Annotated in this window: 23 protein-coding genes; 5 read left to right on the plus strand and 18 right to left on the minus strand. The window is 38.8% G+C overall.

The window, feature by feature from the left end; translation table 11 throughout:
- Positions 1-3: 3 nt before the first annotated feature.
- From BMX26_RS03000 to BMX26_RS03035, 9 genes are all read right to left on the minus strand, one after another.
- Complete coding sequence (locus tag BMX26_RS03000; RefSeq protein WP_075529973.1) at positions 4-1,383, minus strand: class II fumarate hydratase; 1,380 nt, start codon at positions 1,381-1,383, stop codon at positions 4-6.
- A gap of 111 nt (positions 1,384-1,494) precedes the next feature.
- Positions 1,495-1,641 carry a hypothetical protein gene (locus tag BMX26_RS09590; RefSeq protein WP_173647577.1) on the minus strand — a complete coding sequence of 49 codons (147 nt, stop codon included), beginning with the start codon at positions 1,639-1,641 and terminating at the stop codon, positions 1,495-1,497.
- 4 nt (positions 1,642-1,645) lie between these two features.
- Positions 1,646-2,302, minus strand: coding sequence for an ABC transporter ATP-binding protein (locus tag BMX26_RS03005; RefSeq protein WP_075529974.1), 657 nt, complete (start codon positions 2,300-2,302; stop codon positions 1,646-1,648).
- Positions 2,299-3,516: an ABC transporter permease gene (locus BMX26_RS03010; protein ID WP_075529975.1), complete on the minus strand. Its 1,218-nt coding sequence runs from the start codon at positions 3,514-3,516 to the stop codon at positions 2,299-2,301. Before BMX26_RS03010 ends, BMX26_RS03005 begins: the two co-directional genes overlap by 4 nt.
- Positions 3,503-3,952, minus strand: coding sequence for a hypothetical protein (locus BMX26_RS03015; protein ID WP_075529976.1), 450 nt, complete (start codon positions 3,950-3,952; stop codon positions 3,503-3,505). The genes BMX26_RS03010 and BMX26_RS03015 overlap by 14 nt, the downstream gene beginning before the upstream one ends.
- Positions 3,949-4,266, minus strand: coding sequence for a hypothetical protein (locus BMX26_RS03020; protein WP_082272457.1), 318 nt, complete (start codon positions 4,264-4,266; stop codon positions 3,949-3,951). The genes BMX26_RS03015 and BMX26_RS03020 overlap by 4 nt, the downstream gene beginning before the upstream one ends.
- 755 nt (positions 4,267-5,021) lie before the next feature.
- Entirely contained in the window at positions 5,022-7,178 is a 2,157-nt protein-coding gene (locus BMX26_RS03025; protein WP_075529978.1) for a Tex family protein, read from the minus strand.
- A 71-nt stretch (positions 7,179-7,249) separates the two neighbouring features.
- Positions 7,250-7,972: a LiaF transmembrane domain-containing protein gene (locus BMX26_RS03030; RefSeq protein WP_075529979.1), complete on the minus strand. Its 723-nt coding sequence runs from the start codon at positions 7,970-7,972 to the stop codon at positions 7,250-7,252.
- Positions 7,973-8,422 carry a LytTR family DNA-binding domain-containing protein gene (locus BMX26_RS03035; RefSeq protein WP_075529980.1) on the minus strand — a complete coding sequence of 150 codons (450 nt, stop codon included), beginning with the start codon at positions 8,420-8,422 and terminating at the stop codon, positions 7,973-7,975. It lies immediately after the preceding gene.
- 233 nt (positions 8,423-8,655) lie between these two features.
- Between BMX26_RS03035 and BMX26_RS03040 the strand changes: the two genes are divergently transcribed.
- Genes BMX26_RS03040 through BMX26_RS03055 form a run of 4 tightly spaced genes read left to right on the plus strand, consistent with a single transcriptional unit; the run spans position 8,656 to position 12,924 of the window.
- Entirely contained in the window at positions 8,656-9,633 is a 978-nt protein-coding gene (locus tag BMX26_RS03040) for a substrate-binding domain-containing protein (protein ID WP_075529981.1), read from the plus strand.
- A complete protein-coding gene (locus BMX26_RS03045; protein ID WP_075529982.1) occupies positions 9,633-10,940 on the plus strand; it encodes a sensor histidine kinase in 1,308 nt (435 codons plus the stop codon). The genes BMX26_RS03040 and BMX26_RS03045 overlap by 1 nt, the downstream gene beginning before the upstream one ends.
- 9 nt (positions 10,941-10,949) lie before the next feature.
- A complete protein-coding gene (locus BMX26_RS03050; protein WP_075529983.1) occupies positions 10,950-11,630 on the plus strand; it encodes a response regulator transcription factor in 681 nt (226 codons plus the stop codon).
- Positions 11,623-12,924, plus strand: coding sequence for an extracellular solute-binding protein (locus tag BMX26_RS03055; RefSeq protein WP_075530003.1), 1,302 nt, complete (start codon positions 11,623-11,625; stop codon positions 12,922-12,924). Before BMX26_RS03050 ends, BMX26_RS03055 begins: the two co-directional genes overlap by 8 nt.
- A gap of 77 nt (positions 12,925-13,001) precedes the next feature.
- On the opposite strand, the gene BMX26_RS03060 is transcribed toward BMX26_RS03055, so the two are convergent.
- From BMX26_RS03060 to BMX26_RS03095, 8 genes are all read right to left on the minus strand, one after another.
- Positions 13,002-13,295 (minus strand): PTS fructose transporter subunit IA, encoded by a 294-nt coding sequence (locus tag BMX26_RS03060; protein WP_075529984.1) that lies wholly within the window; start codon positions 13,293-13,295, stop codon positions 13,002-13,004.
- A complete protein-coding gene (locus tag BMX26_RS03065; protein WP_075529985.1) occupies positions 13,295-14,140 on the minus strand; it encodes a PTS system mannose/fructose/sorbose family transporter subunit IID in 846 nt (281 codons plus the stop codon). The genes BMX26_RS03060 and BMX26_RS03065 overlap by 1 nt, the downstream gene beginning before the upstream one ends.
- Positions 14,140-14,991, minus strand: a complete 852-nt coding sequence (locus tag BMX26_RS03070) for a PTS mannose/fructose/sorbose/N-acetylgalactosamine transporter subunit IIC (RefSeq protein WP_075529986.1) — start codon at positions 14,989-14,991, stop codon at positions 14,140-14,142. Before BMX26_RS03070 ends, BMX26_RS03065 begins: the two co-directional genes overlap by 1 nt.
- Before the next feature lie 25 nt (positions 14,992-15,016).
- Positions 15,017-15,514 carry a PTS system mannose/fructose/N-acetylgalactosamine-transporter subunit IIB gene (locus tag BMX26_RS03075; protein ID WP_075529987.1) on the minus strand — a complete coding sequence of 166 codons (498 nt, stop codon included), beginning with the start codon at positions 15,512-15,514 and terminating at the stop codon, positions 15,017-15,019.
- A 17-nt stretch (positions 15,515-15,531) separates the two neighbouring features.
- Positions 15,532-15,966, minus strand: coding sequence for a PTS sugar transporter subunit IIA (locus tag BMX26_RS03080; protein ID WP_075529988.1), 435 nt, complete (start codon positions 15,964-15,966; stop codon positions 15,532-15,534).
- A gap of 165 nt (positions 15,967-16,131) precedes the next feature.
- On the minus strand, positions 16,132-19,140 hold the full coding sequence (locus BMX26_RS03085; protein ID WP_143454850.1) for a glycoside hydrolase family 2 TIM barrel-domain containing protein: 3,009 nt from the start codon (positions 19,138-19,140) through the stop codon (positions 16,132-16,134).
- Positions 19,141-19,272: 132 nt separating this feature from the next.
- Entirely contained in the window at positions 19,273-21,471 is a 2,199-nt protein-coding gene (locus tag BMX26_RS03090; RefSeq protein ID WP_075529990.1) for an alpha-galactosidase, read from the minus strand.
- 3 nt (positions 21,472-21,474) lie between these two features.
- Positions 21,475-23,421 (minus strand): PTS sugar transporter subunit IIA, encoded by a 1,947-nt coding sequence (locus tag BMX26_RS03095; RefSeq protein ID WP_075529991.1) that lies wholly within the window; start codon positions 23,419-23,421, stop codon positions 21,475-21,477.
- 220 nt (positions 23,422-23,641) lie between these two features.
- Between BMX26_RS03095 and BMX26_RS03100 the strand changes: the two genes are divergently transcribed.
- Positions 23,642-24,484 (plus strand): AraC family transcriptional regulator, encoded by an 843-nt coding sequence (locus tag BMX26_RS03100; RefSeq protein WP_075529992.1) that lies wholly within the window; start codon positions 23,642-23,644, stop codon positions 24,482-24,484.
- A 33-nt stretch (positions 24,485-24,517) separates the two neighbouring features.
- On the opposite strand, the gene BMX26_RS03105 is transcribed toward BMX26_RS03100, so the two are convergent.
- On the minus strand, positions 24,518-25,438 hold the full coding sequence (locus BMX26_RS03105) for a DMT family transporter (RefSeq protein ID WP_082272459.1): 921 nt from the start codon (positions 25,436-25,438) through the stop codon (positions 24,518-24,520).
- Between the last annotated feature and the right edge of the window lie 221 nt (positions 25,439-25,659).

Raw genomic sequence — 25,659 nt, forward strand, 5'->3', positions numbered from 1 at the left:
TTCTTAATCAATATTCGTCATTTTTAACGGATCCATCCATTGCCGGTATTGCTCTTTTGTGACTTTTCCTGATTTAAGAGCAGCTTCTTTTAAAGTCAGCCCTTCTTTTTCAGCTAATTGAGCAATTTTAGCACTTTCATGATAGCCAATGTGTGGCGCCAATGCTGTCACGGTCATTAACGAATAATCAACCAGGCTTTGCATCCTTTTTTCATTTACTTCGAGGCCTTGAATTAAATGCTCATTAAAACTCTGGATTGTTTCCGTCAACAAATCAGCAGATTCTAAAAAAGCATCAATTAAAACCGGCTTATAGACATTCATTTCGAAATTTCCCTGGGAAGAAGCCATATTAACGACGACATCATTGCCCATCACCCTGACACTTGCCATCGTGAGCGCTTCACATTGAGTAGGATTGACTTTTCCAGGCATAATCGATGAACCTGGTTCATTAGCCGGAATTTTTAATTCGCCATACCCGGCCCGCGGACCTGACGCTAAAAAGCGGATATCATTGGCAATTTTTAAAAGATCAGCTGCCAACGTCTTCAAAGCGCCATGCACAACATTTAAGCCTGAATGAGCTGCTAAGCCATAAAACTTATTGCCATCAGCACTAAAGGCAACACCATAAATTTCAGCCATTTGCTTAGCAACTTTTTGAGCAAAGCCAGGCACAGCATTCAGTCCTGTTCCTACCGCAGTTCCGCCAATAGCCAATTCATTTAAAGTCGGTGCCAGTTTCTCTAAATAAAGTAAATCGTGTTCCAACATTGCTGTCCAGCCTGAAATTTCTTGGCCAAAAGTCAACGGTGTTGCATCTTGCAAATGCGTACGGCCAATTTTAACTGTCTGCCAATACTTGCTTTGTTTAATCTTCAAAGCAGCAATTAGTCCTTTAACTGCTAGCATTGTTTCAGCTACCGCCAACCTAGCCGCAATATTCATTGCCGTAGGAAAAATGTCATTGGAACTTTGCCCGCGATTAACGTCATCGTTAGGCAAAATTTCATTTTGTGAATCAAGTTTTTGCGCCACATGTGCAATCACTTCATTGACATTCATATTCGTTTGCGTTCCTGAACCTGTTTGGTAAATCTTCAAAGGAAAATGTTTTTGCAATTCATTGTCTTCTAGAGCTAAAAGCTGGTCGCAAGCTTGAACAATCAAGTTGGACTTGGTTGCATCTAAATTATACAATTCATAATTTGCCTGAGCAGCAGCCTTTTTCAATTGAATCAAAACTCTAATCAATGCTAAAGGCATGGTTTTTCCAGCCTTAAAATTCTGCAGGCTTCTTTGAGTCTGCGGCCCCCACAAAACTTGATCAGGGATCTTTACTGCTCCCAAGGTATCATATTCAATGCGATAGTCATCCATTCAACCACTCCTAAGCAAATATTTACCTCAATTATAACAAATAATTAATTCATAATATAATAAAAAGAAGCAAAGCTCTGCCCTGCTTCACTTCAAAGTCCAATTCTTTTATTAATGTGGCCAAGCTAAAATAATCCCGCTAATAAGCAAAATACTGCCTAAAATAAGCTCAACTTGGTAAAATTGTTTCTTTTGGCTAGCTAAAAAAAGTAATCCCCCGCCTAAAATAAACAATAGCAACATGATAATAAGTCCCATCTAATCACCTTTCAATCGTAATTACACAATCATGCCGTTGTGCAATCGCTAAATCGTGCGTGACTGTGATTAACGTCATATTATTTATCTGATTTAACTTAAACAAAAGCTCCATCATAATATCTTTGTTTTTATCATCTAAGGAAGCTGTCGGCTCGTCAGCTAAAACCAATTGCGGCTGCATAATTAACCCTCTAGCTAAAGCTGCCCGTGCCCTTTCACCACCTGAACACTTAAATGGCTTCTTTTTTAGCAAAGATTCAATTCCTAATGTTTCAACTAGCTGTCTAAACCAAACTTCCTTGGCCTTCTTGGTTTCTTTTGAAACATAAAGCAGTGGTAATTTGATGTTATCTTCGAGTGAAAAGGAATTGAGCAGGGCTTGATTTTGCAAAATAAACCCAATTCTTTCATTGCGCCACTTTGCCCTTTGATCATCATTTAGTTTAGCTGCATCCATCCCAAATAAACGATATTGTCCGCTATAGTGGCGATCAACTAGACCAATTATATTAAGCAAACTACTCTTGCCAGCTCCCGATTCGCCTACAATAGCGATTTTTTCACCACTCGTAATGGTTAATGTAAAATCATTAAGAATTGAAATGCTGCTTTTAGCAAACGTCTTTTCTTTCAGCTTTAAATCAATCATTTTTTTCATTGTAATACCCCTAAAGAAATCGGCATTTTTTTCACAAAGTGCATCATCGTTTCAACTGTGAAAACTGAACTCACCAAAGCGACTATTAAAACCCATCCTAGCGCTTTCCACTCCATAGGCAAAAAGCCTAAGGTTCCATAAATAGCAAATAGCGGGTCTAACTGCTGCCAAGCATTAAAATGCGTATGCCAAACAACTGCTGCTACCATCATTAATGTGAAACTTTCAAGCATCCAAAAATAGCCGTAAAAAATCCTTTTTAATTTTCGATAACTAAGTCCAAGCAAAAGATTCAAAGTTAACGCTTTAAGCATCAAATTAACGCTGATATAACTATTCCAAAGTATAAAAAATAAGGCGCTCAGCAGTAATACTAAGGTGACCAGCAGAATCAATTTTATATTACTTAAATAATATTTATTGAAAAAAGCATTATTTTGTTTTTGACTATAAAAATTAAGATTAAAATGCAATTTTTGCGCTATTATCTGCTGAAAATTTTTAAGCTGTCCTTTCTTAGCGTTCATTAAGGTCAAATCCATCAAACCATTAAGTAAAAAAGCTTTACTAGCCTGATTTAAAAAAGTATTTTGGATAGGGACTACTATCGTAAAGTTGGTATAATTTTTGGAGTTTAGCGCATAAAAATTAGCCTGGCTGGTATCTTTTTTAAGAATGCCAACTACTTTAAATGAAACCGGCTTATTTAAGACAGGATCTGTAATTTTAATTACTGATGCCAAAGGATACTTTTTAGCTAAACCTGCTCCAATTAAGACCGGAATCTGTTTAGACTTAAAACGCTGGTCAAAATCAATCTTTTTTCCCTGTGCCAATTTAAAATTTCTCAATCGATATGCATTTTCATTTAAATAGCTAAGCGAAGCATCCATCTTCATATGAGCTACATTAACCGTAAAACCCTCCGTCGTTAGCGCATATTTAAAATGCTGTCTGAGGTAACCATATACTTGCCTTGTTTTTTTAAGTCTTATCTTATCCATATTTGGTGTGCTGTTAGGTGCCAGATTAGCAATATAAAAACCTTTTTGATTAAAACTTTGAATTTGCCGATACCCCTCGTTTGTGGAAATTAGTGACCGTGCAATCGTAAAAGTTAAATAATTGCTGGCAAATAATAACACCAACATCAGCAAGCTTAAAAGCCAGCGGCGGCTAAAAAGACGCCAAGCAAAAAAATTAAAAACCTTCATACCACATCTCCCCTAATGAACTTATTAAAATATAAGCTGAAAAAAGCAAGGTTAAACCTGCTATCGGATACACGTTCAAGCTTAAAGAAAAACCAATCATGCTCACAAGTATGACCGCGCTGCCTAAAATACCAAAACAATTGGCTAAATAACGCTGCCGTATCTTTTTAACCGTATCCCCCACAAGTAATTTAAGATAAATTTCTTGTCTTTTCATTAATAAAAAGCGGTAATGAAAAACTACCACCACCAATGTCATACTTAAACTTAGCACCACTTGATATTTAATAACATCGTCTAATAAATCTTGTAATAAAATCGAATTTATTTTAACTTTTTGAATACCATCCAAAAACAAATTAGTACCAAAGCACAGCGAATATAAGCCTAGCAATTCTAGGACATCATTTAAATTAAATAAAGTCTTTTTGTTCATTTCAAAGCGCCATGACCCCAGTAAAAACGTGTTGTATATTTATTTCCCCAGCGCATATCATCCCAAACAGATCCTGTAACTTTACCATTTGACACAGAACGATAAAGTAATGTTCTGCTACCACGAACGTATTTAAAGTATGTACTCTTATATCGTGATTTTTTATAATTCCAAGCAAATCCCGTATATCTTACTTGCATCGTTTCAACACTTGAAGCGCCGCTATATTTATTGCCAAAGGTAGCTGCACAAGCTACGCTGGAACTTAATGTCAAAAAAGCAGCCGAAATAATCGCCAATTTATATTTTTTCATAATATCCCCCCAAAAATAAAAAAACGATTATAAAACTTTCAGTTAAATATTAGCATGCACCCTTAGTAGTGTCAATATTTTTAACAAAGAATTTAATTTTGTTCATCACAAAAAAAGTCTATACATCAATCTATAAAGAGTATATCTTTGAATTCAAATATCTTGCCTTTAACTTTTAGTGGTCTAATTCATTTTAGATACCCCTATTTTCCAAACTCAAGCAAACTTATAACAGCGTCTTTCTTCTAATTATTTTTTAATGATACTTTTTGCTTAATAACCTTCAAAATCGAAGGGCCGTATTTGAAAAAATAAGCATCCAGCTAGTCAAGCTGTTCGACAATTTGCGAATTTAAAAGGCATTGATAATTACCATGTAAGTCATGCCTACTTTGTAACTATGCAGTAATGTATCTATGTAAATTGTGGTTGGAAAAGTCGTGGGTTTGCCTTTTTACAAGCCCGAATTTATCCCGAGGTAGGTTGACTCTTAGAAAAAATTTCCGGCAATGGCACAATTACTAATAAAAAAATGGAATGATTAGGTTCATTCCATTTTTCATCCATATTTACTTCCAATATTTCAAAAAAGCTCGTCTCCAACTTTTTCAATCACATTCCTAATAATTTTTACATTCCCATTAGCAATATTTCCCTTAATATCCCGGCTGATGCCGGCAGTATTCAAATAGCCTGCCAGAATTATAAATAACGTTTTTCACATAAAAAGCCTGCAAAAGTTGCAGTCTTTTTCTTTATTTCGGATCGAGCATCGTTAATTGAATTCTTTGCCGCTTAAGATCAACACTTTCAACCCAAACGTCAACAATATCACCAACAGCTACGATCTCGCTGGGATTATTGACAAATTTATGGGCCATTTTGGAAAGATGAACCAAGCCATCATGTTTAACACCAATATCAACGAAAGCACCAAAAGCCACCACGTTGCGCACCGTTCCTTGCAGTTTCATGCCTGCTTTTAAATCTTCCATTTTCAAAACATCTGTCCGAAGAAGCGGGGCTTGGAAGTTATCCCGTAAATCACGCCCAGGTTTTTCAAAAGATTTGATAATGTCGGCCACCGTTTCCTCTCCGCTGGCAAATTTTTGCGCTAACGCAGCAGTTGAATACTGATCAAAAGTCTTTTTTACCTTAATGGTCCCCAAATCTTTTTTGGAAAGTCCCACAAAATCTAGGATTTTTTTGGCCAAAGCATAACTTTCGGGGTGAATATCGGTATTATCAAAAATATCGTCCCCATCGACAATCCGTAAAAAACCAGCTGCTTGTTCATAAGCTTTAGGTCCTAGACGAGGTACTTTTTTAAGCTGACTGCGCTTTTGGTATGACCCATGTTCATCTCGATAAGCCACAATATTTTGCGCAATCGTCGCATTTAAGCCTGAAATATGCGTCAATAAAGCGGTGCTAGCTGTATTCAAATTAACGCCAACTTGGTTAACCCCCGTTTCGATGACCGCATCTAATTTTTCTGTGAGCTGTTTTTGCGGCAAATCATGCTGATATTGCCCCACTCCGATTGATTGGGGATCAATCTTAATCAATTCAGCCAAAGGATCTTGCAAGCGGCGGGCAATGCTGATAGCTGAGCGTTCTTCGACCTGCAAATTGCCAAATTCTTTTCGGGCTTCTTCGCTGGCAGAATAAACCGAAGCCCCTGCTTCACTAACAATCACATAACTGCAAGCAAGGTTAGCTTCTTTAATTAAATCGGCAACAAATTGTTCGGACTCACGGCTGGCAGTCCCGTTGCCAATTGCGATAATATCAACGTTATATTCTTTAACTAAGGATGCCAACACTTTTTTAGCTTCAGCACGTGCTTTATCTCCCTTAGCATGCGGATTAATAATGGCTTTTCCCAGGAATTTTCCGGTTTTGTCCACTACAGCCAGTTTACAGCCTGTTCTAAGTCCGGGATCAAAACCCAAAACCACTTTTCCTTTGAGCGGGGTTTGCATCAGCAAATGATAAAGATTTTCGCCAAAGACATTAATAGCTTCTGTGCTGGCTTGTTGCGTTAATTCAGCGCGCACTTCTCTTTGCACAGCAGGCAAAACACTTTTTTTATAAGCTTTCGTATAAGCTTCAACCAAAGCTTGGCTACTTAATTTGCCAGTATTTTGAACTTTTAAAATATGTCCCAAATATTGCAGCACAAAATCATCATTATTATCAATAGATATCCGCAAAATTCCCTGCTTTTCGCCCCGGTTTAAAGCTAAAATCTGGTGTCCAGCTAAACGAGAAATTTTTTGACTAAAATCATAATATCCTTGGTAAACAGCTAATTCATCTTGTGCATCCTTTTTAACTTTACTTGATAAAACGCCTACCCGCCAAATATGTTTGCGCAGCCAAGACCGCAAAGCTGCACTATCTGAAACCTGTTCGGCCACGATCTCTTTAGCGCCATCCAAAATATCTGCTGGCTTTAAACCCGTTTTCTGTGCTAAATCACTTTGCACTCGGCCAAACTCAATATCCTCTGCCTGCTGCATAATTGCCGTAGCTAAAGGACTTAACCCGGCTGCTTTTGCTTTTTGGGCCTTTGTTTGTCGTTTTTTCTTATAAGGCAAATACAAATCTTCGACTTCTTGCAAACTAGCAGCTTTTAACAGAGCTTCCTTTAATTTTCCCGTAAGCTTGCCTTCATCGTCAATCAGATTAATGACAGCTTCTTTTCTCTTCGCCAGCTGTGCTTCTTTTTGGTAGGTATCTTGAATTTGCCTAATTTGCACTTCATCTAAGCGGCCAGTGGCTTCTTTGCGGTAACGGGCGATAAAAGGAACGGTTGCCCCTTCCTGTAAAAATTCGACAACAACTTTAACCTGTTTAGGAGTTAACTTTTCCCTTTGCGCTGTTTTTGCAATCAGTGATTCTTCCATGCTAAGATTCCCTTCTTTTTTGATCTTCTTAATTTTACCATACTGCGCATAAAAAACAGGTCTTAACATGATTAGATATAATGAATTGTCAAATCACACAATTTAAGTGTACCGGTAATCTCCACCCGCACCTCATTACCTTGACTAGAACCCTTAGTCGTTATCTCACTTAAAATATTATTAGGATTAAATATTACTTGCCAAGTCTTAGGCAGGTAAATATCAAGGTCACTGATATTAGCATTAATTTCGATAACCGCATAACCAGCGTTGAGTCTAGCTTCGGTTAAATAAAGTTTTACTCCGGCCATCGTAGCGGAAATATTGACATTACGCAAATCGTGCGACCTGACGTATTTTGTTGCAGCTGCCATATTAGCCTGGATATTAATGACCTGATCACTGTCTTCTTCGCTAAGATATTCATCCTCATCTAAAAAATCATTATCATCTTTGCTGCTGAATTCAACCGTTAATACCTTTTCATGCTTGCCTAAAATAAGCTTCAGGGCAATGGTCACCAAAACGGCTGCAATTAACAGTGTCCAAGGTACCAGTTGGGTTATCTTTAATTCTTTAGCAAAAACCATTAGTAAAAAAGCAATTGAAAAAACGGTTCCGCTGATACTCTTTTGAAAAAAACTATAGATTAAGGCTATGACCAATAAAATAATTAAGATCCATTTACCAACTGAAAAAGTAAAAGGCAATAAATGCATTTGACTAGCAATCAGGCTGCCTGCCGCCACTAATAAAAAAAGCCCGATTAATATTTGTTTAACTCTCTTTTCCATCTACTTCAACCTCATTTCCTCTAATTTATCGCGCAAATTTGGATAATACTTACGCGAAACATACACACTTTTGTAGCTTTCAAAAAAGCTGGCCATACACCCTGAAAAACTCCGCTTTAATCCTTCAACTTGGCTAATATTCAGCACACTTGCCTTTGAGATCCGCATAAAATTAGAGTTAAGCTTTTCTAATTCATATAATTTGTGTTTAACCAGCAAAGTTTCGTTACGTGTATGGACCAATACATTGCGGCCTTCAGTCTCAAAAAATAAAATTTCATCTAAAGCTAAATACACCAGCTCATCTTTTTTAAAGGCAGCTAATTGCCAGGTATCAAAAAGGCTGTGGAGCTGCCGGATAATTTCTTTAGTGGATTGATTTTCTTTGGGAACATAAAGATGAACTTCGGCCTCACTTAATTTTGGATTGATATCAACAATAACCTTCAAATTTCATCCCCTCTTTGAGAGATATTACACCAAATTTTGCTTAACTTGACAAGTAGTTTTCCTTAAGTGGTGTTTTTTTTAACGTAAGTGGTAAAAGTTTTGTTTATCAAGAATAAATATACAATCATGTAAATTTTTTTCGTCCTTTTAGGCTCCGAAACATGACAAATATCATATTTTGAAACGTTCAAAAAATGATATAATGCACATGTAAGCATTTTAGGGGGAGTTTTATGCAAAATAAATGGAAATTTAACCTCAAATCACTTATTATCTTTGCCTTTATCTTAACCATTTTTGTTTATCTTAGTTATTTATGGTTACCTTTAACACCAAGAAAAATAAAAATTGGTGCTACTTATATGACTTTAAATAACAGTTTTTATGGCGTCATCAATGAAGAACTCAAAAAAAAGGTGAATATCAGAGGCGATATTCTCTATACCCGCAATCCTGGTTTAAATGTCACCAAGCAATGCCAAGAAATAGATGATTTTATCGCTAAAAAAGTGGATGTTATCGTGATTAATCCTGTAGACGGTGAAAATCATAAACTGGCAAAAACACTTTTTAAAGCTAAAAAAGCCGGCATCAAAATTATTGAAGTCGATAGTCAATTAAAAAATAAGCAAATCGCTGACTGTAGTATCGTCTCAGACAACTATCAAGCTGGAAAACTCATCGCTTCTAATCTGATAAAAAAAGCTCCTAGGGCAAATATTGTCTTGCTGGAACACGGAAATGCGCTTTCAGTCAAAGAACGCTATCAAGGGTTTAGTGATACTCTAAAATCCCAAAATAATTACCAAAATAATTATCATATTTTAACCAAAATTGAAACCCTAGGTCAAACCGAAGTAACTTTGCCAAAAGTTAAACACTATTTTGCCTTAGCAACTACAGCTAATACCATTGTAGCCTTAGACGATCAAAGTGCAGTAGGTGCTTTAGCTGCTTTAGATGCGCTTCAGCTAAACCGTCCCATTAATGTTTATGGCATTGACGGATCAGCTACTATGAAAAGACTTTTAGAAACCAATCCTAATGCCCAAGCTACTGTAGCGCAATCACCAATCAATTTAGGTAAAAAAACAGCTAATGCTTGTTATCAATTGGCATTCAATAAACCTGTTAAGCGCAATATCATCGTACCTGTTTATCTACTAACGCAAAAAAATATTCAAAATTATGATGTCTCGGGGTGGCAATAATGCAAAATAAGAATCGTAAAATTCAGGCGCAAAATGCTTTTTTAGCCTTAATAACGTTGACGTTTGTGGCTGTCTTATTTCACGCTGCTCTTTTTTTATTTATCAGCAAATATATCCTGCAAACCCAAAATAGTCTGGCTTTTTTGCAAGCTATCAGTCATATTCCTTGTAACCCAGTCTTAACTTTTTGGAGTGCGATTTTTTTATTTATCTTCTTGATTTTTATCATTTACTATCGCCAGCAAATCCATGATCAAAAAAAGGCTGATATCATTTTGATGGGTGAACTTTTGGTTATTATAGCTATTTTTCTGGTCCTTAAAGCATCTTACAGCGGCATTATCTTCTTAGTCTTTGCTGATATTTTCTTTTCAACCCAAAATTTTTATGCTATTAAAAGCAAACGTTATTGGTTTTTCTTTTTAACTGTAGCTTTTATCTGCTTTATGTGTTCAAATTATGATTTTTTAACTCTGCTAATTAACCTTCCATCCATTGATACTTATATTGCTTTTTTACCGCTTAAAATTAGAGCTATCGTACTTTTTTGGCGTTACTTTATCTATGCACTAAACGTTGTACTATTCATTTTATCCTTGTTTACTTATGTAGTCTACGTCACTAATGAACAACGTAATATCGAAGAAGAACTGCGCATGGCGGCCAAAACCAATGATAATTTGAATAGTTATATTGAAATTGCACAAGCCAATGCCGAAAAAAAAGAACGCATTCGCATCTCCCGCGAAATTCACGATACACTTGGTCATGCTTTAACTGGTATTTCCGCTGGACTTGACGCGGTTAATGTCTTAATTGACATTGATAAAGACAGCGCCAAAAAGCAGCTTCAAAATCTCTCCGTTGTTGTCAGAGAAGGCATTGTTGATGTTAGAAATTCACTTAACAAGATGCGTCCCGGTACTTTGGACCATAATTCTTTAAAAGATTCATTAAAGCAAATGCTAGAACGTTACACCAGTGTATCGCATCTTCAAGTTAATTTTACTTATAACTGGCAAGATGCTGATTTAGAAAAAACCACTGAAAATGTTATTTTCCGTCTTGTTGAAGAATCAGTGACCAACTCCGTCCGTCATGGTCATGCTAATCAAATTGATATTATATTTAACCAAGATGACAACTTCTACTACATTGATATTCAAGATGATGGTCAAGGCTGCAATTCAATCAAGGCCGGCTATGGACTAACCCAAATGCAAGAAAGACTCGCTATTATCGGCGGGTGTGTCACGTATGAGGGTCAAGATGGTTTTTTAACTAAGGTTAAATTTATTAAGAAATGAGGTTATTGTATGATAAAAGTTCTGATTGCCGATGATCAACAACTTATCCGTGAATCACTTAAAATTGTTTTAAACGCTACTGACGACATTAAAGTTACTGATATTTGCGCCGATGGTTTTGAAGTCTTAAAATCTATTGCCAAAAACCAACCCGATGTTATTTTGATGGATATCAGAATGCCTAAAATGGATGGAACACTTTGTACAAAAGAAGTCAAAGCCAAATACCCCAATATTAAAGTTATTATCCTAACCACATTCGACGACGATGATTTTATTTTTAGTGCTTTGAAGTATGGTGCTTCCGGCTATATCTTGAAGGGAGTTTCAACCAAAGAATTACAAAAAGCCATAAAAACCGTCAATCAAGGCGGCTCGATGATCAATCCCAATATTGCCACCAAAGTTGTTAGCTTATTTTCTAAAATGGCCCAAGGAAATTTTGCTATCCATGTTGATGAAAAAGGCTCCAATGAAATTACTAACGCTGAGTGGCGTGTCATCCAACAAGTGGGGAATGGTTTATCCAACAAAGAAATCGCTAATAAATTATACTTATCCGAAGGAACTGTCAGAAATCACTTATCCCATATTTTAGCCAAACTTAACTTGCGTGATCGCACCCAACTTGCTATTTGGGCCGTACAAACCGGCGCTACTTTGAAAGATTTTGGTGAAAACAATGCTTAAAATAGGAAAATATTTACTAGTTGTCTTATTTATTCTTAGTCTAATGCTTTTAGGCTGGAATTATTATAATCAGCAAGACAAAACTTTAACCATTGGTATTTATACTGATAGCAGTTGGGGAGTTCCCAATAGCAATGAATATAAATTTATCGATTATGTTACCCGAAAATTTGAAAAACAAAACCCTCATGTCAAAGTCAGATATGAAACAGGTATTAGTAAAGATGATTATATGGATTGGCTGGCCGAAAAAATTCTTAAAAATAAAACACCTGATGTTTTTATCGTACCAGCTAACCGTTTCAGCTTACTATCGTCAACCGGCGCTTTAGCCAACCTGACTTACTTTACCAAATTAGACCACACACCATTTTCCAAACTATACTATCCAGCCAATTACAGTGCTGGCAAATATAAAGGTGCCCAATATGCCCTGCCTTTTGAAAGTAATCCGACTTTGATGTGTGTTAATACGGATTTATTGAAAAGAAATGGTCTTAAAGTCCCTAATTCCAATTGGACCATCACGCATTTTTATGAGCTTTGCCGTAAAATGAACCAAGACACCAATCACGATGGAACAATCGATCAATTTGGTTTTGCCGATTATGACTGGCAAGATGCCATTATGGCATATGGCACAGACCTTTTTAATCCTAGCGGAACTGAAAGCTATTTCAACACCTCTAAAGTACGCAATGCACTTTTTATGATGTCAAAACTTTATAACCTACAAAATAGCTATAATGTTACTTCCGATGATTTTGATAAGGGAAAAGTCGCCTTTTTGCCGATGACATTAGCCCAATATCGCACCTATGAATCCTACCCTTATCATATCGCCCGCTATTCCTCTTTTTTGTGGACTTGTATCCGTATGCCCGCAATCAATAAAAATATTGCTTCAACCAGTGTTGAAACGACACTCTTTGGAATGGCTGCCCATACTAAACATCCTATCTTAGCTTGGAAATTGCTCAAGATGCTGTGTGCGAATCAAAAAGTTCAACAAAAACTCTTTGAAACTTCCCAAGGGGCTTCAGTTATGAAAAGCGTCATGCAAAGCAATCAGGTTCAAAAAATTCTCAAAGCAGAAAACGTGGGTGATGATGCTTTAACTGAAAATAAATTTAATAACATTATGTATCGCGCTAAAAATATTCCTGAATTTAAAAACTACAATAATGTTATTCATAAAGCCGATTACTTAATTGAAGAAGCCATTGAAAAAAATACCATTGGTACGGAACTATCCAATATACAAATACAAATTCAAAATGACTTAAATAACTAACAGATAAAAGCTCCTTTACAGGAGCTTTTATTCATCAAATATAAAAAACACATCCCAATTGAGATGTGTTTTAAATGCTATTTTTGCAAAGCTTTCAATTTGCTATCTAAATCATCAATCACACGTTGTACATTGATGCGTCCCCGGTAGATACCATAACTGAACAAAAGCACGCCCAAAAAACCAAGCATGGTCAAAAAAATGCCTAAGCCAAAAATAATAGTATTTGACCTGTGAAAAAAATAAATCAAGACAATACCGATGCCGGTTAAAATCATAAAAAGATTGTACCAATGCTTCAAATTAGCCAGCATATGCTTTTGATATTCAACTTCATGCTGATAGCCTGCAACCATTTCTTCTTTTGTCATTAGTAGGAAAGACCTGGGTTAAAGAAGCCGCAAAGGACACCGATAAAGGAAATAACTACCAAAATAATCATTGTCCAAATAGCAGAAACGTGCTTCTTTGACATTAACCACCAGCAAAACAAGGTTACAACCACAGTCAACAACCCAGGGAAGATGCTGTCTAATTGCTTTTGCAAGTCTAAGAATGCTTTGCCATTAGAATTGTATAATTTTAAAGAAGTCTGTACATTAACCCATGAAGCTAACACACCACCAACAACCATTCCGCCAACAATACCTACGGCACGGCGAACAGCAGCACCTTGCTTACCGACTAAGAAGCTAACAGCTTTATCACCTAATTCGTAGCCCCGGAAGAACAAGAATTTTTGTCCAAAGTATGCCAGTAATGTCCAAACGATAATGTAAAAAATTGCCCCTACAGGTGAACCGTTTTGTGACATACCAAGGGAAATACCTAACAAAATAGGAATCAAAGTCCCATCAATCAAAGAGTCCCCAATACCAGCAACAGGCCCCATCAACCCGGCACGCATATCATTGATGGTTTCACCATCAATCCCCTTGCCATTAGCACGTGCTTCTTCCATACTTGTTGTAATCCCGATAATCACAGAACCAAGCATTGGATTAGTGTTGAAAAAAGCTGTATAAGCTTTAATAGCGTTTTCTTGATCTTTGTGCTCAGGATATAATTTTTTCAAAACAGGCAGCATGGAACAAAGGTAACCGAAAGTCTGCATGTGTTCTTGTGAAAAGCAGGTTAAAGCGCCCCAGAACCATAAATGAAAAGACTTACTCAACGTCTTCTTATCTAATTTTTTTGGTGTTTGTGTATTATCCATTAGATATCCTCCTCTTCATCATCATCAAAGTCATCTTCTCCGCTAGCTGCAACGGTCTTTGTCCCTTTAGACATTTCGATTTCATACATCACAATTGCAAACAAAAGTGAAACAACTGTAACCGACACAAGGTTCAAACTTAAGGATGCGCATAAAGTAAAACCAACTAAGAATGGGATAAAATCAGCTGTCTTGTTGACAATCTGGCGCAGCAAAATCGCAATTCCGACACATGGAAGCATCCCACCAACAGTAAACAAGGTCTTCATTGGAATACCATTCATTGGCAAAGCATTACGCAAAGCTGTTACGGCTGTAGAACCAAAGTATGTGAACAACATTGTTGGCAAAAATGAAAATAAAATATGTGAAATCCATGGCCAACCGAAGTTTACTCCATATAATTTATCGAGTTTACCGTTTTCCACGTCTTTCCAACCAAATGATTGCCAGACCAAATTTAATGTTGCTACAGCATAATACATAACTGTCCCAACGGTACCAACCAAAGTACCAACCGATTTTGCCAAGTTAGCAGCTGATGTTCCTAATGGCGCTAAGCCTTGTGAGGTAATTGCAACCATAGCTAAAGGAATCCCAATATAAGAAATAGCCCGCACATCAGCAGAAACCGTCCCACCAGGTGTAACTAAAGCAATGTAAACCAATTGCATCGCAACCCCGCAAGCGATACCTAACTTAAGGTCACCTAAAACAAGTCCACAAACAAGTCCCCCAACTAAGGGACGACCAATTGTATAATTACCAACTGCTTGACCGGCCATACATGAATTAGAGCATAAGCATGCAAAAAGGCCTAAAATAGCAGCTTGAAAAAGGTTAATTGTCATAATTTCCGCTCCTTTTCCTTATAATTTAATAACCAAACTTAGCTTTGAATTTTGACCATTCACCAATACGTTGATCTGGCAGTAAAGCAAAATCAACGGTATAACCTGCTTTATCCATGGCTTCAAAAGCAGCTGCTTCCTCTTTAGTAAATGATTGGTTATCGCCGAGTTTAATCGCACCCTCACGATCATTACCAGGTCCGACAATCACTGTTTTCACATCGCTTGGCTTAAATCCCCAGTCAACTAAGATAGTCTTCATATCCAATGGATTTTTTGTAATCAAGAAATACCGTGTGTCAGACTTTAAAACTTTATCTTGAACATCTTTAAAATGATCCATAGTCCAAACAAAAGTCTTTTTACCTTCAGCAGCTGCCTTATAAGCTTCCTTTAATACCTTGTTTTTAGCAGCTTTATCGTTAACAGCGATAATACCGTCACAAGGGCGTTCCTTGCCCCAACGTGTTGTAATTAAACCATGAATCATGCGGTCATCAATTCTTACTAATGATACTGTCATGTTAAAAACCCCTTCACTTAAATTTCATCATCGTCTTCATCTTCAGTTTCTGCAGCTGAAAATTGTTGTACAGCAGCTTTAGCTTCAGGCAAAACAGCTTGAACTAGTGCATCTTTTTCGAGTGAATCTTTCATCACGGCTGTTGTAATTGCCATTGGAAGATTCATCCCCCCAAGAATAATTGCATCATCGAGCTTGCCCATTTCATCAAGTACACTGCACAAAGTTGTCAGCGGACTGCCACCGACAATATCCGCTAAAACAACAACGGAATCTTCCGGCTTTAAAAATTTTAAAGCTTCACGAACATCGTCACTGAAGCGGGCGACTGTCTCATCATTTTTAAGGCCTACAGCAATAACTTGCTCTATCTTATCGCCGGCAAACATAGCTAATGATGTTTTAAGACCAGCCGCAAAGCCGCCGTGACTAACTAAAATCAAATATTTCATCTGCTCACCTCCTTTCATAATTACGTCTTTATTGTAATCGTTTTCTGTTTTGACAAAAAGTGACATTTATCACATCTTAATTTAGACAAATGTAAGGATTTAGCAGTTAACTATCACATATAACAAAAAAAACTGATTTCACTTAGGAAATCAGGTTTTAATTTATTAAATGGCTTTAATTGCAAAGGTCAGATCCAAAGGCTGGTCTGCTTTTAACCAGAATTCTTCATGAACCGGCGCTCCCCAAGAGTCATCGCCGCCGACACCCATTTGGCCGGCAAAGACTCTAAGCCAAGTATATTGCGGGTTGGATAATTCTTCTTGGTGTTTGGCATCTTCCAATTGGTACTGGCTATAAGGCAGGACACTTGCTTCAAAAGCCCGGCTGACAGCGGAAACTTTTAAGCCATGACCGCTTTGGTCAGTTACTTCCATCCACCTTACTCCGGTCCGGTTGCCGGCTTCTTGCGGAACCAAGTATGGAGTCAGGTTGTCTTGTGCTGTGGTTTCGTAAATGCCAAGCTTTGCGCCATGCTTTCTGTCCCAGTAGTTTTCTTCCGGTCCCATGCCGTAGAATTTAACCTTGTTGTATTGCTTCTTTAACTTCATATCATAGCTGTAGGCTGGAAGTGAAGGCAACCCTTCATAACCTGGGTAGCTTAAATGTACCTCTACTGTACCGTCAGGGTAGACGGTGTAAGATACCGTATGCTTGATATCGCCCGGCAAAGGCAGCTGGTGGATGAAGGCTACAGTAACAGAGTCTTCGTTTTCTTCCAACTTCATATCAACATGCTGCTGATAAAGACCGGCCGAAAGCCACATTCCTCTTTCAAAGCCGTGCTTTGACCCGCGGTCATTATCGGTCATTGCCCGCCAGAAGCTGGTCTTAGGCGTCCGGGTGATGTATTCGATACCTTCATACTTGTATGATGAAAGCCCGCCTTCTGCAATCGAGAAGAGGATTTGGAAGTTGTCGCCCTTCACCCCGATGTTTACATCACCGTGAACTACAGTCAGACTGCCGCCCAAGCGGACTTCTTCTGCTTCGATTTGCTTGACTTCTTGGCCGAAAGTTAGTTCATAGCCGGCATCTGCCCATAGAGTCTTTTGTCCCAAGTGCTGGGTCACTTCATAGGTATATTCGCCTGCTTTGGTAAACGCAGGAAAGACTTCTTTAAAGCTTTCTTCTTTTCCGGCAGGAACGTCCCAGTCGAAGCGCTTTGACCAGATTTCTTTGCCGTCAAGTTTGACATGAGCCACAAAGTAAGTATTTTTAGTTGAAACAAAAAGGTTTTGATTTCTGACAGTAACCGTGCCATCCTTGATTAAAAGCTTAATATTACTGTACAAAAATTTGACTTCTTGGGCCTTAGGCGATGCCTTGCGGTTGGCAAAAACAATCCCGTCGCCGGAAAATTCGTAGTCGCTTTGCCGGTCGTCAAAATCGCCGCCATAACCTAAGACATCATTGCCGTAATTATCCTTTTTATAGATAGCCTGGTCGACAAAGTCCCAGATAAAGCCGCCCTGGTATTGGTCGTACTTGTCTTCCAGTTCCGTGTACAGGTGCATGCCGCCCACAGAGTTGCCCATGGCGTGCATGTATTCACAGGAAATATAAGGCTTCTTGGGATTGGACTTGAGGTATTCTTCGATTTCAGCGGGCTTAGCGTACATCCGGCTTTCCATATCGCTGATTTGTTCGAAGTCTCTATTCCAAAAGACCCCTTCGTAGTGAACAATCCGGCTTGGATCGGTTGCTCTGAAGAAGTCGGCCATGGCCAGGATATCTTCGCCGGCATAAGATTCGTTACCGCATGACCAGATTAAAACAGCCGGGTGATTCTTGTCTCTTTGATACATGCTGTTGGCCCGGTCCAAGACGTTTTCCTGCCATTCTAAAAGACTTCCGGGAACATTCCAGGAAGGTTCGAGTTGCCCCAACTTTTGCCAGGAGCCGTGACTTTCCAGGTTGGTTTCATCAATCATGTACAAACCGTATTCATCGCATAATTCGTACCAGCGCGTCTGATTAGGGTAGTGGGAAGTCCGGACCGCATTGATATTATGCTGCTTCATAAATTTGATATCCCACAGCATGTCTTCTTCGGTAACGGCATGCCCTCTTCTAGCATCGAATTCGTGGCGGTTAACCCCTTTGAAAATGATGCGTTTGCCGTTTAACTTCATGATGCCTCCGCTTAATTCAAAGTGGCGGAAACCAAGCTTTTGGCTGACAATTTCGATTAGTGTGCCATCTTTTACAAGCCCTAATTCCAAAGTGTAGAGGTTAGGCTCTTCGGCACTCCAGGCTAAAACATCTTTGACTTCAGTTTCCAAGACAAATTCTGTATCAGACAGCTTAAAATCTTCAAAAACGGCTTTGCCATTTTTATCCAGCAGCTTAATATCAACCGATACACCATCCAAGTCCCCGATTATATCGGCATCAATTTCCAACTTGCCATCTTTAAACCCATTGATTAAATCTTGACCAATTCGTAAATCATTGATGTGGGCACTTGGCAAAGCATAAAGGTAAACATCCCGGAAAATCCCGGTAAAACGCCACATATCCTGGTCTTCAATCCAGGAAGCAGATGAATGCTTGAAGACTTCGACGGCAATGGTATTTTCACCTTCCTGCAAAAATTCTGTCAGATCAAATTCGCTTGGGGTAAAGGCATCTTCGGCATAGCCGGCAAACTTGCCGTTGACCCAGAAGTAAAATGCTGTTTCTACCCCTTGAAAAGAAATTCTGATTGGCTTCCCCGCCAGGCTTTCATTTACTTCAAATTTCTTGAAGTATACGCCCACCGGATTGTCTTCCATATTAACGTATGGCGGACGCAATTCATCCTTTCCATCCCATGAGTAGGCAGTGTTAGTATAGTGAATTTGGTCGTAGCCTTGAGTTTGGAAATGGCCAGGAACCTGAATAAAGTCCAGCCCTTCAAAATCAAAGTCTTCCGTGTAAAACTTTTCCGGCAATAGACGGTAATTTTTGGCGTAAACAAAACGCCAAGTACCGTTTAATGATTGCTTTAAAGAATTATTTTCATCTTTATAATCTGCTTGGCTTACATAATATTTGTGATCTGAGTGAGCAGCCAGTTTATTTACTGAAAAGACATCTGGCTTTTGCAGCCAATCTAACAGTGGTTTTTCCATCATAAATCCTCCTGAATGTTTTTTGAAAACGCTTTATTATCTATTTAAAATTTTACTTTATTTTGCCTAAATTTACAATATATTTTAGTAAAAAACAAAAAAACGCCCTCTTAATCAGAGAGCGTCTCTTATTTAGTTAATTGCTTTGAACAAGTAAGTCTTTGCCATGTAATCTTGGTGAACAACCGGGTCATAGATTCCAAGTTCCATCAATTCATCACCGTAGAAGACTTCGCCTGTTTCTTCGTTCTTATACTTCTTTTCAGGGTCCAAACCTTTAAGCTTGGTCTTAGTCAGATATGGTTGAGCAAAGGCCAAAACAGCGAAAGTTGCGACAAAAACTTCCTTCTTGTCTTTTGAAACAAAGTTCCAGGCTGCCTGGTTTGATTCAGTTGGTGACTTGAGACGGTAGAAGTCCCCGTTAACCACCAGGTCGCGCACCTTATTGTAGTCAGCAATTTGGTTTTTAACCATGGCCTTTTCTTCGTCTGTCAGCTTAGTTAGGTCTAATTCATAACCAAAGACCGCACTCATGGCTGCGGCACCCCGGGTTTCAAATGGTGTCTTCCGACCGGTTTGGTGGTTAGGCACAGCTGAAACGTGGGCTGTCATCATAGAAGGTGGGTAAGCCAGGCTAGTTCCGTATTGAATAGCCAAGCGGGCTACGGCATCAGTGTTGTCACTGGCCCAGATTTGCGGCATGTAGTAGGCAACCCCAGCATCAAAGCGGCCACCGCCGCCTGAACAGCCTTCAAACAAGATATCTGGGAATTGGTCAACCAGTCGTCCCATCAAATCATAGTATCCTAAGACATAACGGTGGTAAACTTCGCCTTGGCGGTCAGCTGGAAGACTTACGGAGTAGATGTCTGACAAGCTGCGGTTCATGTCCCACTTGACGTAGTCGATACCGTTGTTGGCCAGGATGTCAGCCACCTGCTTGTACATTACATCAACCACTTCTGGACGGGTCAAGTCCAAGATGTATTGGTTTCTTGAAGGACTTGGGGCACGGCCCGGAACCTGCATCAGGTAGTCAGGGTGTTCTCTATACAAGTCTGAGTCATAGGAAATCATTTCCGGTTCAAACCATAAGCCGAATTTAAGTCCCTTGTCGTGAACATAATCGGCAAAGTGGCCTAAGCCCTTAGGGAATTTCTTTTCAAAAATCTTCCAATCCCCTAAACTTGAGTTGTCATCGTTGCGGTGGCCAAACCAGCCATCGTCCAAGACAAACATTTCAATTCCAAGGTTCTTGGCTTCGTCAACGATTGGCTTTAATTTTTTTTCATCAAAGTCAAAGTAGGTAGCTTCCCAGTTATTGACCAAAATTGGACGTTTTTGGTGCTTAAACTTGGAACGAACCACTCTTTCCCGGATTACTTCGTGGAAGTTTTGACTCATCTTATTCAAACCTTCGCCAGAGTAAGTCAGCAAGACTTCTGGAGTTTGGAATTCATCTCCAGCTTCAAGCTTCCAAGAGAAGTTGTAGTCATTGATTCCGACAAGGACCCTGGTTTGAGCTAATTGGTCCGTTTCTAAGGCCATGGAGTGGTTGCCGGAGTATACCAATTCAAATCCGTAGGCATCGCCGGAGTATTCGTCAGTCTTCTTATCAACCAAAGCGATAAATGGGTTCATTTGGTGGCTGGAAGACCCGCGGCGGGATTCAAAAGCTTGGCTACCAAATGTCACCGGTGTTCTTTGCATGTGGCGTTCGTTGGCGTGGGCACCAGGAAGGCAGATGACATCAAAGTCGCGGTCAACAAAGTCTACTTGAGCGGAAGCGACTTTTTCTAAGTAAACCGCTTCTTGTCCGCCATTTTTCACCAAGACTGAACGGGCAATGATGTCAAAATCTGAAAAGATAGTGTAAAGCAGGGTGTAAATAAGGCCGGACTTCTCATCTTTCAAGTTAACGCTTAACGTTTGCGCTTCACTGTCATCTTCTGTATATGATGCGGGCAGGTCCTTTAAAGCCGGCTTTCCGTCCTTGACTTCATAGCTGTCAAACTTAAGGTTCAAGGCGTTTGAACCGTCTTTTTGTCTGACAATCGTTGCGGGTTCATGATAGTCCATTTCACCAGCTGAGCTGTATTCACGCGGCAAAGTGTCCTTAGAGTAAGTCCGGTCCAGACTTCCCGGAAGGTTACCGGAAAAGCCGCGGTCAACTCTAGGGTATTTTAATTGTCCGTGATATGCCTTTACAGCTTTGCCGAAGTATAAATGGCTTAAAGTTTCGCCTTCTTCGACTGAGAAGAGATATGAGATGCTTCCGTTAGTTAAGTGGAAGACTTTTTGGTCATTATCAAACGTAATCTTCGCTGTCATAAATTAGTCCTCATTTCTTGTTACTGTCAAAATGTTTTGTCCGGGTGCAACTTCACTGCCTAAGTCTGCAATAAAGTCAAAATCCTTGTATTGATGTGTGTTGGTTACGGTCACAATGACGGTATCATCTAAACCAGCCTTCTTAATTGTCGGATCCCAGAATTCCATAATTTCATCGCCTTTAGAAACATGTTCATTGGCGTTGACATATGTTACAAAGCCAGTCCCACGTAAGGCTACAGTACCAATTCCGACATGAATCAATAAGACCATACCATTATCGGCGACCATGCCGATGGCATGCCGGGTACTGAAGACTTGGCGGATGGTTCCGTCAAATGGAGCGTAAACCTTGCCATCGCTTGGCTTGATTGCAAACCCATTACCCATAGCACCGGCAGCAAAGGCCTTGTCAGAAACATCTTTCAAGTTTACCAAAGTACCCTTAACTGGTGTGGTGATTGCAATTCGTTCTTCCATTAAAGCTTCCATATTGCCAGCAGCTGCATCTTGTTCTTTAGCTAAATCTTTGCCCCAAGTCTTTTCAAGTTCAGCCACAATTTCAGCATGCTTTTCATTAGACAAAATAATTTTCTTCCAAAAGACAATAATAGCAATAACCATCATCAAAGCCGGAACGGCAAACATCATCAATTTGAAGCTTGTAACTTGAGCTGCAGTGATTGATGAAGCAGTAGCCCCAGTAGTCATCCCAGCCATGATAGCAATTTGACCAACAACCCCGTTTGATACGGCGCCACCAAATTTATCGACCAAAGGACGAATTGAAAGTGAAAGTGATTCGTCACGGTGACCTAACTTCCATTGACCATATTCAACAGAGTCAGTAATAATCATCAAAACAACTAAGAAGACGATTTGTTGTGGGAAAGCATACAAGCAAGCTGCGAAGATAACAAAAGGCAAGTTGGTACCGGCAATTGAGAACAAGCCAATCGCAATTAACATAACAACCAATGAACCGGTAAACACGGTCCGACGACTGAAGCGCTTTGATAAAATTGGGAATAATGCGGCTGCACCCATGCCTAAGAAAATATTGATAAAGGACAGGATTGAAAATGATTTAGCCTTGTCCATAATGTAAGTGAAGTAGTAAACTTCGAGTGAACCCAAAATATTGTTGCCAATACCATAGAATAAATAAGCAATGGCAATCCATAACAATTGATCATTTTTAGTAACCGCTTTTAAAACTTCGAAAACACCTTTAGTATCTTCTTTGTTTTCACGGATATCACTGTTAACTTCACGAGTGAACAAACCAACACACCATGCGGAAACTAAAGCAATTAAGCAAATAATCAAAGCAAAAGTAAACCAACCTTGACTATCACCGGAAGAAGTTTCAGTCTTTGAGAAAAAGATAACAGCTGGCATGATTAAAACCCCAACCAAGCCGCCACCGATGGTAGACCCGAAACGGGCGAATGTCGCTGTCTTTTCACGTTCATGGGAATCAGTTGTCAAAGATGGAAGCATTGACCAAAAACCAACATCCTTAAATGAATAAAAGATATCCATCGAGATGTACATAATAGCAAACACAATCATGTATAAAACAGCGTTTCTTGCGTATAAGTTGCCTAAGCTGGTGAATAAAAGTAAAAGTAAAATAGCTGAAATACTACCGCCGACAACTACCCAAGGACGGAAATGACCCCAACGCGTCTTCGTTCTATCGATAGCGTTTCCAATAAATGGGTCAATTAAAAGTTCAATAATCCGCAAAGCCATAACAATTAACGTCACAATTGAAACCATCTTATTATTGGTTGCAGTATCACCTGTATTAAACAAGTGAGATGTGATAAAAACAATGAGGTAACCTGATAATAAGGCATAAAAAGCATCATTACCTAAAGCCCCAAAAGCATAAGCCAAACGTTGGCCCATACTCATTTTAGAATCTGATTTTGACATGTGCATGCCCTCCTAAAACTTTTTTTGATTACATTGTTAGTATAACGCTTTCATTTTTAGTAAAACATGGTTATGTCATTAGTAAACATGTCAATTTACCAACTTCACATTTTGACATATAAGTTGTATAATGCTTTATATACCAACATTATTTTTAGCTAGCTTAATTTTTTTGACATGTTCTAACTGTAATTATGACAGCTAAATTTTTTGAAAGGAGTCGCTTATGACTGACCAAAATGGCAATGAATACCGCTTTATTGCCAGCAACGGTATTGAAAGCAGTATTTTATTTTATGGCCAGGAAAAATGCCGTCCTAATTATACTTACCGTGGCAATAACATCCGTGAAAATTATATCATCCACTATATTATGGACGGTCAAGGAACCTTTTTTGTGGCGGGCAAAGCAGCGGTGACCCTCAAAAAAGGCGACCTTTTTATCTTGCCCAAAGGTATCCCCTGCTTTTACCAGGCAGATGGCAAAAATCCTTGGCAATACTTTTGGATTGGACTTGATGGCATTAAAATTGCCAATATTTTCAACTCCTCTGCGCTCAAAGGCTCGTATTACCTAAAGGATATCGAATCTAGTGAATTTACTAAAAAATTGCGTGAAATTTTTAAAGTCCTGCATAATAAATCCAGTCTTGAAAATGAATTGCTGCTTGAAGCTTTAACCTACCAAATGTTTTATCACTTGATAAAAGAATTTCCCGCCCAAAATATCACGCCCAAAGTCAAACCCTACCAACAATATGAAATGGCGCTTAAATATCTCAAAGGCAACTATGCTTATGGCTGCAATATTACTGATTTAAGCTTATCCTTATCGTTATCTCGCAACTATTTATATAGCCTTTTTAAAAAATATTCCAACATGTCGCCGCAAAAATTTTTAACCCAGATGCGGATGGAAGATGCCAAAAATCAACTTTTGGTTAGCGAAATATCTATCCAGTCAATTTCTGAAAGCGTAGGCTACTCTGATGCCTTTACTTTTTCGAAAGCTTTTAAACGCTATAGTGGTTATAGTCCTTTAACCTTCCGCAAAATGTTTAAAAAATAAACCACCGTCTCAAGCGGTGGTTTTTTACGATATTTATCCCAATTGTTTGCGCCAAACGACAATTACCGGTACGATGCTCATAAATAAAACGGAGAAAACAACTAAAAATGCCCCCAATAAATAAGCTGGCGTCATTTGTAAATTAAATAAGACTGCCGAACCAATCATGGCTGCCACTGGTTCAAACGCATCTGTAATCGTAAATGTAGTGGCACTAATATGTTTGAGCGCATTATTAGCTAAAATATAAGGTACAATGGTGCCCATGACAATAATGAAAGTCATTGGCAAAATAAAAGCTAAATTATAATCGATTTTGCCATGTGTTGGATGTAGAATTACTAACACAATACCGGCTAATAAAATTTGCCACGCCGAAACGGCGACCGGTGAATGCTTATGCTGCAGGATTTTCTGAACTAAAACCGCATTCGTCGCTACCCCTACCGCTGACAAAAGCCCCCAAAAAATCACCACGGGCTTAATAGCTAATTCATGCAAATGCCCATTGGTAGCTAATAAGATAATGCCCAAAAAAGCAATAATTGCAGCTATAAAGTCGCTACGGTTAGGCCAAACTTTTTGCATAACAGCTTGCAAGGCAATCGTAAAAAAAGGACCAACAAATTGCAACACCGTCGCACTAGCTGGATTGCCCGTTTCCACTGCCATATAGTAGGCAAATTGCAGCGGAATGGTCCCTAAAATTGCCGCCAAGGTAATCAAAATAGCGTCCTTTTTATTCTTCCAAACACTGAATGGTCCGCTTTTTAACATGGCTGCCATCACTAGCAAGATTAACCCAGACCCTAGCATTCTGACCTGCGAAACAAAAAGCGCATTCGTACTCGGACCCAAATTAAAGACGATTTTGGCACATAGACTGGAAACACCCCATAAAATACAAGCCAAAATCGCTACACATGTCCAAAAGACATTTTTATTCTTAATCAAAACAATCTTCCTTTCTCTCCTCTAACGATTATAGGCTACTTAGCTAATTTTGCCAATCTTTTATGTAAAATGCTGCTTTTCATTTGCGTTATAATAGCCCTAGGAGGTAATTTTATGAATGCAAATGAGAGCTTACAAAAATTAAAACAAGGCATTGAACTACCTACGATTAAAATCGTAGGAATCGCGTCACGCGATTACATTACGTGTACATTAAAAAA

The organism is Ligilactobacillus sp. WC1T17 (assembly GCA_900110005.1).
Taxonomy (GTDB): Bacteria; Bacillota; Bacilli; order Lactobacillales; family Lactobacillaceae; genus Ligilactobacillus; species Ligilactobacillus ruminis_A.